Genomic DNA, 10,027 nt, shown 5'->3' on the forward strand with positions numbered 1-10,027 from the left:
GGGAGTGCTGTGATCAGTGTGACCAGCGTGACGCCCAGGTACAGTGAAGTGATCGCCAGCCACCACGTCAAGCGAACAGTCCCTGACGTAGCGTGACTCACCCGTTCGCCGTACCGCCGAAACGGTCACGGGGTGACAATCGGTTGACGTCCCGCGATCCGGGCCCATTCTGCCCTACCCTCCGCGACGACGCGACCAACGACCGCTGGAGCCCGCCGTGCCCGCCCTACGCCTGCTGCCCGACCTCGAGGACGCCCTCTGCCAGCTGTCCGACGTCCGTGCGGTGAGCGTCGTCACCGACCCGGACGCCCGCCCCCAGGAGATCCACGTCCTGGCCAACCCGGGCAAGCCCGCCAAGCAGCTCGTCCGCGACGTCCAGTCCGTCGCCCTGGCCCAGTTCGACCTCGACCTGGACCACCGCATCGTGTCCGTCGTCCAGATCGGCGACCGGGACGCGACGCACGAGGAGGACTCCGCCGCCGAGGCGACGGCGGACCGGCCGGACCACGCGCGCGTGGTCGTGACGAGCATCGCCACCCGCACCGCCGGCGGCCAGTACGAGGTTGAGGTGACGCTGGGCGCCGGGGACGACGCGTTCACCGGCTCCGCGCTCGGCCCGCTCTCGCCCTCTCACCGGCCACGCATCGTGGCCTCGGCGACGCTGGCGGCCCTCCGCGAGCTGCTCGGCATGCGCTGCGAGCTGGAGACCGCGGACCTGGTCCGCACCGCCACCCGGGAGGTCGCACTTGTCGTTCTCGTCCTCGGTGTCCCGCGGGTGGGCGAGCAGGTGCTGACGGGCTCCGCGCCCGTGCGCGGAGACCACCCGGACGCCGTGGCCCGGGCCGTGCTCGACGCCCTCAACCGGACCCTCGCCGGCTGAGCCGCCCCTGCCAGTGTGGGACGATGCTGGCACGCAGACCACCGTCACCTCGAGGAGGACCCGGATGAGCAAGCGAGCCCGTAAGCGCCGCGCACGCAAGAACAGCGCCGCCAACCACGGCAACCGCCCCAACGCCTGACGGCGTCCGGGCTCAGTCCAGCTGGACGCGGACCTCGGTGATCCGCGCCATGATCCGGGTCCGCAGGCTGTCCGGGGCCGGCTCCTGACAGGACCGGCGCACGAGCGCCTTCAACGCCACCTCGAGGTCGAACTGCCGCAGGCACGGGGCGCACTCGTCGAGGTGCTGGCGGATGCGGACGAGGTCGTGGTGGGTGAGCTCGTCGTCCAGGTACTCGTAGACCCGGTCGAGGACGTCACGACAGTCCGTCTCGTGCGGGCGACCACAGCTCACGAGTCCTCCCCCGATCCTGACGTGGGCACCAGCCCACGCTCCCGGGCGTAGTCCTCCAGCATCGCCCGCAGCTGGCGACGTCCGCGGTGCAGCCGCGACATCACCGTGCCGATGGGCGTGCCCATGATCTCGGCGATCTCCTTGTAGGCGAAGCCCTCGACGTCCGCGAGGTACACCGCCATCCGGAAGTCCTCGGGCAGGGCCTGCAGGGCGTCCTTGACGTCGGAGTCGGGCAGCCGGTCGAGCGCCTCGGCCTCCGCCGAGCGCAGACCGGTCGAGGTGTGCGACTCGGCGCGGGCGAGCTGCCAGTCCTCGATCTCCTCCGCCTGCGACTGCTGCGGCTGCCGCTGCTTCTTGCGGTAGGAGTTGATGTACGTGTTGGTGAGGATCCGGTACAACCAGGCCTTGAGGTTCGTCCCGGGCCGGTACTGGTGGAACGACCCGAAGGCCTTGGTGTACGCCTCCTGGACGAGGTCCTCGGCGTCCGCCGGGTTACGGGTCATCCGCAGCGCCGCGGAGTACAGCTGGTCGAGGTACTGCAGCGCCTCGTCCTCGAAGCGGGCAGCGCGCTGCTCGGAGGTCTCCTCCTGAGGGGCGCGCGTCGTCTCCTCGCTCATCGCCGCTGAGCCTAGTGCTGCGCCTGAGCCGTCCGCGAACCGCGACGGGGCGACCCCGCCGGCAAGCACGGCGTCAAGGTTGACCAGCACGGGCGTGACCTCCGGACGGGGACGGGGCAGCGTTCTCACCCGGTGCGAACACCACCGCGACCGGGTGTGTTCCGCAGCCGCTGGAGCCAGGCGACGACGGCGCCGGCCACGGCGTCCGGGTCGGCTGCCAGGGCGTGGTTCCCGTCGACGGCGACGACCTCCACCTCGGCCCGGCCGTGGGGTGCCGCCGCCCGGACGTCGTCCGGGCTGCCGAAGGGGTCCCGGCGGCCCTGGACGACGAGGACCGGCCGGTCGTCCGGAAGCTCACCGGCCCGGCTTCGGTCGGGACGTCCCGGCGGGTGCAGGGGGAACGCCAGGCAGCACACCCCCACCGCGTCGAGGTCCGCGGCCGTCCGGCAGGCGACCCGCGCCCCGGCGCTGCGGCCGCCGACGACGAGCGGCCGGCGAGCGGGCAGGGCCCGCAGCACCTCGGTCCACGCGGCGTCGAGCCGGGCGGGTGCGGTGGCCACCCGGCGGCCGGCCACCTTCCACGGCTGGACGACGAGGGCCACTTCCCAGCCCGCGGCCACCGCCGCGTCCCGGACGGCGAGCAGGTCCGGGGCGTCGACCCCGCCGCCCGCCCCGTGACCGAGGACGAGCCGCCCGACCGGGCGTCCGGCAGGCTCGCTGAGCCGGACCTGCGCCGGGCCCTGCGAGGTCGGGACCTCGACCTCAGAAGAGCGCGGTGTCCTGGCCACCGAGCAGCTCCCCCGTCGCCGGGTCGACGACCCCGACCAGCTCCTCGACCGGCGCCGGCTGGGTCAGCTCTGGGCCGTTGTTGCGCACGTTGTTCACCCGCGGACTGACCGGGACGGCGGTGAACCGACCCGGTGGTACCGGTGCGAGCAGCCCGCGGACGTCGTCCGGGTCGGTGATCGCCGGGTCGAGCCAGGCGTCCCACCTCTCCCGGGGCAGGACGAACGGCATCCGCTCGTGGATGCGGTCGAGACCGGGCTCGGCGTCCGTCGTGACGATGGCGTACGTGGCCAGCCAGGCCGCCGGGTCGTCGGCGTCCCGGCCGGGGTCCCGCCACAGCTCGTACACCCCGGCGAAGGCGAGACCCTCGTCGTCGGCGGGGCGGATGTAGAAGGGCTGCTTGCGCGGCCGGCCCCGCCCGTCGGTGACGACCGGGCTGGCCTGCCACTCGTACCAGCCGTCCGCCGGCACCAGGCACCGGCGCACCGCGGCGGCGCGCCGGTAGGCCGGCTTGTCGAGCAGCGACTCGGCCCGGGCGTTGATCATCCGGTTTCCGACGGTGCGGTCACTGGCCCAGGACGGGACGAGCCCCCAGGTGAGCAGCCGCAGCCGGCGGGCGTCGTCCCGCTCGAGGACGACGGGGTTCGCCGTGGTCGGCGCGACGTTCCAGTCGGGGCCGTCGCGGCCCGGAGCGGCCGGCCGGTCCAGCTCCACCGTGTCCACCTCGAACTCCTCGGCGAGCTCGTCGGGGTGCCGGCTCGCCGCGTACCTGCCGCACATGGCACCCAGCCTGCCAGCAGCGCAGCCCCGGTGGTCTCGCGCCACGGGCCGTTCTGCGGTAGGACAAGGCACATGACGCTCGTCCGCCGCATCGCCCGTCCGCTGCTGTCCGCCGTCTTCATCACCACCGGCCTGGACCAGGTCCGGCACCCCGCCGCCAAGGCGGAGGCCGCGCGCCCGCTCGTGCACCGGGTCGCCGGACCGCTGCACCTGCCCGACGACCCGGAGACGCTCGTGCGGGCCAACGGCGCGGCGATGGCCGGGGCGGGCGCGCTGCTCGCCCTCAACCGCCTTCCCCGGGTGTCCTCGGCCGTGCTGGCCGCGACGCTCGTCCCGACGACGTACGTCGAGCACCCGTTCTGGACCGTGCGTGACCCGGAGGAGAGGCGCCGGCAGCGGACCCACTTCCTCAAGAACCTCGGGCTGCTCGGCGGCGTGCTGCTGGCCACCGTCGACACCGAGGGCCGTCCCGGCCTGGCGTGGCGGACCCGGCACGCGACGAAGGACGCCCGGCGCACCGCCCGGCACGCCGGCCGCGAGGCGCGGACCGTGGCGCGGCAGGCTCGCCGGGAGGCTGAGCGGGCGGCGCGGCGTGCCGGCAGCGCCGTCGGGGTCTGAGGCGTCAGGGGTCCGAGGCGTCAGGGTCCGAGAGCGAGCGTTCCGTGCACCGCACCGGGTCGTAGGCTCGCCACCTATGAGCCTGCCGCTGTGGCCGGCGCCGACCCCGGACCGGCCCGTCGACGCGACCGTCACCCTGCCCGGCTCCAAGTCGCTGACCAACCGCTACCTCGTGATCGCCGCCCTGGCCGCTCAGCCGTCCCGGCTCCGGGCGCCGCTGCGCTCCCGCGACACCCTGCTCATGGCCGGTGCCCTGCGGGCCCTCGGCGCCGGCATCGAGGACGTCCCGGGAGCGTCCCCGTTCGGTGAGGACTGGCTCGTCACGCCGGCCCCCCTGCACGGCGGCTCCGTCGACTGCGGTCTCGCCGGCACGGTCATGCGCTTCCTGCCCCCGGTCGCGGCCCTCGCCACCGGCGACGTCCGGTTCGACGGCGACCCCCGCGCCCGCGAGCGGCCGATGTCAGCGGTCCTCGAGGCCCTGCGCGCTCTCGGCGTCCGGGTCAGCGACGACGGGCGGGGGGCTCTGCCGTTCACCGTTCACGGCACCGGCGCCGTGACCGGCGGCGAGGTCGCCATCGACGCCACGGACTCCAGCCAGTTCGTCTCCGGGCTGCTGCTGGCCGCGGCCCGCTTCGAGCGGGGCCTCACGGTGCGGCACACCGGCGCGCCGATCCCGAGCCGGCCGCACGTGTCGATGACCGTCGAGGCGCTGCGCGACGTCGGCGTCGTCGTCGACGACCTCGAGCCGGACACCTGGCGGGTCGAGCCCGGGGAGATCGGCGGACTGGACGTCCAGGTCGAACCGGACCTGTCCAACGCCACCCCCTTCCTGGCCGCCGCGGCCGTCACCGGGGGTCGCGTCACGGTCCCGGGCTGGCCGCAGTGGACGACGCAGGCCGGCGACGCGATCCGGGACCTGCTCGACTCGATGGGAGCCGAGGTGACCCTCGAGCGGGACGGCCTCACCGTGCGGGGCACCGGGGAGCTGTACGGGGTGGACGCCGACCTGCACGACGCCGGCGAGCTCACCCCCACGGTGGCCGCGCTCGCCGCCCTCGCCGACACCCCGTCCCGGCTGTCCGGCGTCGCGCACCTTCGCGGCCACGAGACCGACCGGCTGGCGGCACTGGCCCGGGAGATCACCGGCCTGGGAGGCGACGTCACCGAGACCGCCGACGGGCTGGTCATCCGCCCCGCCCCGCTGCACGCCGGGGTGTTCCACACCTACGGCGACCACCGGCTGGCCACCGCCGGCGCGGTGATCGGCCTGCGGGTGCCCGGCGTCCAGGTCGAGGACGTCGGCACCACGGCGAAGACCCTGCCGGACTTCCCCGGCATGTGGTCGCGGATGCTCCAGCCCGCTCGGGAGGCCACCGGGTGACCCCCCGGTCGACGCGACGCCTGGACGAGAGCGACGTCCGGATCCGCCCCAACCCCAGAGGGTCTCGACCCCGGACGAAGGACCGGCCACGGCACGAGGACGCCGTCACCGGCCGGGTCCTCACCGTCGACCGGGGCCGGTACACCACCCTCGTCGACGAGGACGGCCCCACCGAGCGGGTCGTCGTCGCGATGCGGGCCCGGGAGATCCAGCGCACCGGCATCGTCGTCGGCGACCGGGTCGGAGTCGTCGGCGACGTCAGCGGGACGACGGACGCCCTGGCCAGGATCGTCCGGGTCCAGCCACGGGCCACGGTGCTGCGCCGGACCGCCGACGACAGCGACCCGGTGGAACGGGTCGTCGTCGCCAACGCCGACCAGCTCGTCGTCGTCACCTCGGTCGCCGACCCCGCGCCCCGGCACCGGATGGTCGATCGCGCGCTCGTCGCTGCGTACGACGCGGGCATCACGCCGCTGCTGTGCCTCACCAAGGCCGACCTCGCCGACCCCGCCCCGTTCCTGGCCGCCTACCGCGACCTCGACCTGACCACGCTCGTGACCCGCCGGCGTCCGGACGGCTCCATCGACGGGGTGGAGGACGTCCGCGCCCGGCTGACCGGGCACGAGACCGTGCTGCTCGGCCACTCCGGGGTCGGCAAGTCCACGCTCGTCAACGCCCTGGTCCCGGACGCCGACCGGGCCACCGGCAGCGTCAACGCCGTCACCGGACGGGGACGGCACACCTCGTCCTCGGCGGTCGCGCTGCGGCTGCCCGGCCGGTCCGGCTGGGTGACCGACACCCCGGGCATCCGCTCGTTCGGGCTCGCGCACGTGCAGCCGCAGCACCTGCTGCGCGCCTTCGAGGACCTCGAGCCCGGCAGCGCCGGCTGCCCCCGCGGCTGCAGCCACGACGAGCCGGACTGCGCCCTGGACGCGTGGGTCGAGGCGGGCAACGCCGGACCGCACGGCCGGGCCCGGCTGGACTCGCTGCGCCGGCTGCTGCGAAGCCGCACCGAGGCGGACGGGTGACCCGGGGGGACGCGGTCACCGCGGCCGCCGTCACCCTCGGTCTCGCCGCCTGGAACAACGGGCTCGGCGCGACGGACTGGCACTCCCGCCGCTACGTCCCGGCGAACAGCGCGGCCGCCGCCGGCCTACTGGTCCTGGCACGGGCCCGAGGGATCACCCCCGCCGAGCTCGGCACCGAGCTCGCGCGCGTCCCGGCCGGGCTGCGCCTCGGCGGAACCCTGGCCGCAGTGGTCGCCGGCGGCATCGCCGCCGCGGTCGCCGTCCCGGGGCTGCGCCGGCTGCTGGCCGACGAGCGGATCACCGAGCTGTCCGGTCGCGAGGTCGCGCACCACGTCGCGCTGCGGGTCCCCGTGGGCACGGCGCTGTGGGAAGAGGTCGCGTTCCGCGCCGTCCTGCCCGCGGTCCTCGGCCGGCTGCTGCCTCGGCGGCGCGCCGAGCAGGCCGCGGCGGTCGTGTTCGGTCTGTGGCACGTGCGGCCGGCGCTCGAGGCGGCCCGCGCCGACGGCGTCCGGGCGCCCCGGCGGCTCGCCGGGTCGACCGCGGCGGCCGTGGTGAGCACGTCGTTGGCCGGCTGGTTCCTCACCGCGCTGCACCGGCGCAGCGGCAGCGTCACCGCACCCCTCGTCGTCCACGCCGCGTCGAACGCCCTCGGCACGCTCGCCGTGGCGGCAGCGGACCGGCTGGCGCACCGGTAGCGTGCACGGGGTGAACCGAGGCTACGACGACGACCTGCGGCTGGCCCACGTCATCGCCGACTCCGTCGACGGCCTGACGATGGAGCGCTTCCGCGCCCAGGACCTGCGGGTGGAGGCCAAGCCGGACCTCAGCCCGGTCACCGACGCCGACCGCGGCGCCGAGCAGCTGGTGCGGGCCCAGCTCGGGCGCACCCGGCCTCGGGACGCGGTCATCGGTGAGGAGTACGCACCGACCGGACACGGCCCGCGGCAGTGGGTCGTCGACCCGATCGACGGCACGAAGAGCTTCGTCCGCGGCGTGCCGGTGTGGGCCACGCTCATCGCCCTCGTCGACGACGGGGAGCCAGTGCTCGGCGTGGTGTCGGCTCCCGCGCTCAACCGCCGCTGGTGGGCCGCGGTCGGCTCCGGGGCGTGGAGCGGGCCACGGCTGTCCTCGGCCACCCGGCTACGGGTCTCCGACGTCCGGCGGCTCCCCGACGCCTCACTGTCGTACTCGAGCCTCGCCGGCTGGGAGGAGCGCGGGTCGCTGCCGCAGTTCCTCGACCTCACCCGTCGGTGCTGGCGCACCCGCGCCTACGGCGACTTCTGGTCGTACGCGCTGCTCGCCGAGGGCGCGGTCGACATCGCCTGCGAGCCCCAGCTCGAGGTGCACGACATGGCGGCGCTCGTCCCGGTCGTCACCGAGGCGGGCGGCCGGTTCACCTCGCTGGACGGCGTCCCCGGTCCCTTCGGCGGCAGCGCCCTGGCCACGAACGGGCACCTCCACGACGACGTCCTCAGGGTGCTCCACCAGGACAGCACGGCGCTCCACCAGGACAGCACGGAGGGCGCGAGCAGGATCGCCCACAGGTCGAACCAGCCGTAGCCGCCGGCGGCGCCGCTCGGCGGGTTGCCCTGGGTGACGACCCCCAGGACCGGGTCCCGCTCGGCCCACTGCCAGGTGCCCCACGCCGTCCCGACCAGCTCCAGCCAGCTGACGACGAGGAACGCCCCCACGTAGAGCGTCCGGGAGCGGCCCCAGGCGAGGAAGCCGAGCAGGCAGGCGAACCAGAACGCGCCCAGGGCGTCGTGCCGCTCGGCCAGCGTCACGCCGTGCACCGCCCAGGCCCCGCCGACGACGACCGTCGCCGCGACGAGCGGGCGGGACCACTGCCGGAACAGCTCGCTGCGGCCGAGCGCCAGCGCGGCGAGGTAGACGAGCCCGTGCCCGGGCGGCACGTACGCGGGCACGGTCTCCAGCCGGTACGTGTACGCCTCGAGCAGCGGGGAGAACGTGTACTCGACCATCGTGGCGAGCACGACGACCACACCGGTCTGGGCCCGCACGAGCGGGGTCTCGCGACGGAGCAGAGCGATCAGCACTCCCCAGGTGAGGACGCCGAGCGCCACCTGCTCGAGCATCGGCCCGGAGCGGTCCAGCCACAGGACGACGCCGATCCAGGCCATCACCCCGGCGGCCAGGAGCAGGTCCCGGCGGCTGCGCCGGACCAGGTCACGGACGGTCACGGCGGCCACTGTGCCAGACGGCAGGACCGACACGGGCCGCTCAGTCCTGGCGGCCGGGAGCTCCCTGCGGGAGGCTGACCGCCATGCAGACACCAGGCGCCTCGTCGGAGACGACACCGGCAGTCCCGGGCAGCCGCGCGGCGACGCTGAACCTCGTCCTCGCCACGACGGGGTTCGCCCTGTCCTTCTGGGCGTGGGCCCTCCTGGGCCCGCTGGGTCCCCGACTTCAGGACGAGCTGTCGCTGAGCGCCGAGCAGCTGGCGCTGGTCGTCGCCGTCCCGGTGATCGTCGGCTCCTTGGGGCGCATCCCGGTCGGGGCGATGACCGACCGCTACGGAGCGCGGATCATGATGCCCGCGATCACGCTCGTCACCGTCCCGCCGGTCCTGTACCTCGGGTTCCTGGCGGACTCCTTCGTCAAGTACATCGTCGGCGGCTTCTTCCTCGGCATCGCCGGCACGTCCTTCGCCGTCGGGGTGCCGCACGTCAACGGGTGGTACCCCCCGGCCCGTCGGGGACTGGCGGTCGGTGTCTTCGGCGCCGGGATGGGTGGAACGGCCATCGCCGCCTTCACGACGGTCGGGCTGGTCGACGCCGTCGGGCCGTCCTTCCCGTTCGTCCTGGTGTCCCTGCTGCTGGTCGTCTACAGCCTCGTGGCGATGGCTCTCATCCGCCCCGCGCCCGGCCGCCCCGCACCGGCCACGGGGTCAGTGCTCGCCCGCTTCTGGACGACGCTGACGATGCCCGTGACCATCAAGGCCTCGCTGATGTACGCGCTGGGCTTCGGCGGGTTCGTCGCCTTCAGCGTGTACCTGCCTACGTACCTCAAGACGGCCTACGACCTCAGCCAGGAGGGGGCCGCGTTGCGGACCGCCGGCTTCGTCGTCCTCGCCGTCGTGATGCGACCTGCGGGAGGCTGGCTGTCGGACCGCCTCGGACCCCTGCCGGTGCTCGCCACCTGTTTCGGGGTCGCCGCCGTGGCGGCGGGGGCGGCCGCCCTGCACCCACCACTGGAGGTCCTCGCCGGCACGACGTTCCTCGTCCTCGCCGGTGCGCTCGGAGCGGCCGCCGGCGCCGTCTTCGCCTACGTAGCGCGTTTTGCCGACCCGGGCAAGGTGGGCGGGGTGACGGGGGTCGTCGGGGCCGCAGGGGGGATGGGCGGCTTCGTCCCGCCCCTCGTCATGGGCGCCGTCTACTCGACCACAGGTGGCTACGCGGCGGGTCTGTGGGCGCTGGCGGCTGTTGCTGCGACTGCCGCCGTCTGGGTGCTGGGGATGAACCGGTCGGCACGCACCGCACAAGGGCCGGTCCCCGCACACTGAGA

The 10,027-nt window shown here is 74.7% G+C and carries 12 protein-coding genes; 8 read left to right on the forward strand and 4 right to left on the reverse strand.

Going from position 1 to position 10,027, the window contains the following annotated elements:
* The first annotated feature begins 217 nt into the window (after positions 1–217).
* The gene (locus tag ACFP6A_RS12755) at positions 218–880 is read left to right on the forward strand and encodes a hypothetical protein (protein WP_379604094.1); all 663 of its coding nucleotides are present in this window, start codon (positions 218–220) and stop codon (positions 878–880) included.
* Between the two features lie 64 nt (positions 881–944).
* Positions 945–1,019, forward strand: coding sequence for a 50S ribosomal protein bL37 (locus ACFP6A_RS12760; RefSeq protein ID WP_379604230.1), 75 nt, complete (start codon positions 945–947; stop codon positions 1,017–1,019).
* 12 nt (positions 1,020–1,031) lie between these two features.
* On the opposite strand, the gene rsrA is transcribed toward ACFP6A_RS12760, so the two are convergent.
* The 4 genes from rsrA to ACFP6A_RS12780 form a co-directional block, all read right to left on the reverse strand.
* Positions 1,032–1,292, reverse strand: a complete 261-nt coding sequence (gene rsrA, locus ACFP6A_RS12765; protein WP_379604096.1) for a mycothiol system anti-sigma-R factor — start codon at positions 1,290–1,292, stop codon at positions 1,032–1,034.
* Positions 1,289–1,909, reverse strand: a complete 621-nt coding sequence (locus ACFP6A_RS12770) for a sigma-70 family RNA polymerase sigma factor (RefSeq protein ID WP_379604097.1) — start codon at positions 1,907–1,909, stop codon at positions 1,289–1,291. Before ACFP6A_RS12770 ends, rsrA begins: the two co-directional genes overlap by 4 nt.
* A 125-nt stretch (positions 1,910–2,034) precedes the next feature.
* Complete coding sequence (locus tag ACFP6A_RS12775; protein ID WP_379604099.1) at positions 2,035–2,697, reverse strand: alpha/beta family hydrolase; 663 nt, start codon at positions 2,695–2,697, stop codon at positions 2,035–2,037.
* Positions 2,672–3,475, reverse strand: coding sequence for an SOS response-associated peptidase (locus ACFP6A_RS12780; RefSeq protein ID WP_379604101.1), 804 nt, complete (start codon positions 3,473–3,475; stop codon positions 2,672–2,674). Before ACFP6A_RS12780 ends, ACFP6A_RS12775 begins: the two co-directional genes overlap by 26 nt.
* A 72-nt stretch (positions 3,476–3,547) precedes the next feature.
* Between ACFP6A_RS12780 and ACFP6A_RS12785 the strand changes: the two genes are divergently transcribed.
* The 6 genes from ACFP6A_RS12785 to ACFP6A_RS12810 all read left to right on the forward strand — a co-directional run bounded on the left by ACFP6A_RS12785 (position 3,548) and on the right by ACFP6A_RS12810 (position 10,025).
* Complete coding sequence (locus tag ACFP6A_RS12785) at positions 3,548–4,093, forward strand: DoxX family membrane protein (protein WP_379604102.1); 546 nt, start codon at positions 3,548–3,550, stop codon at positions 4,091–4,093.
* Positions 4,094–4,169: 76 nt separating this feature from the next.
* The gene (gene aroA, locus ACFP6A_RS12790; RefSeq protein ID WP_379604104.1) at positions 4,170–5,474 is read left to right on the forward strand and encodes a 3-phosphoshikimate 1-carboxyvinyltransferase; all 1,305 of its coding nucleotides are present in this window, start codon (positions 4,170–4,172) and stop codon (positions 5,472–5,474) included.
* A complete protein-coding gene (gene rsgA, locus ACFP6A_RS12795; protein ID WP_379604105.1) occupies positions 5,471–6,502 on the forward strand; it encodes a ribosome small subunit-dependent GTPase A in 1,032 nt (343 codons plus the stop codon). Before aroA ends, rsgA begins: the two co-directional genes overlap by 4 nt.
* Positions 6,499–7,197 (forward strand): CPBP family intramembrane glutamic endopeptidase, encoded by a 699-nt coding sequence (locus ACFP6A_RS12800; RefSeq protein ID WP_379604107.1) that lies wholly within the window; start codon positions 6,499–6,501, stop codon positions 7,195–7,197. Before rsgA ends, ACFP6A_RS12800 begins: the two co-directional genes overlap by 4 nt.
* Positions 7,198–7,207: 10 nt before the next feature.
* Complete coding sequence (gene hisN / locus ACFP6A_RS12805) at positions 7,208–8,062, forward strand: histidinol-phosphatase (RefSeq protein ID WP_379604109.1); 855 nt, start codon at positions 7,208–7,210, stop codon at positions 8,060–8,062.
* A gap of 724 nt (positions 8,063–8,786) precedes the next feature.
* Positions 8,787–10,025, forward strand: coding sequence for an MFS transporter (locus ACFP6A_RS12810; RefSeq protein WP_379604111.1), 1,239 nt, complete (start codon positions 8,787–8,789; stop codon positions 10,023–10,025).
* Positions 10,026–10,027 lie beyond the last annotated feature (2 nt).

Source organism: Quadrisphaera sp. GCM10027208, assembly GCF_042658805.1.
Lineage (GTDB): Bacteria > Actinomycetota > Actinomycetes > Actinomycetales > SCSIO-59966 > SCSIO-59966.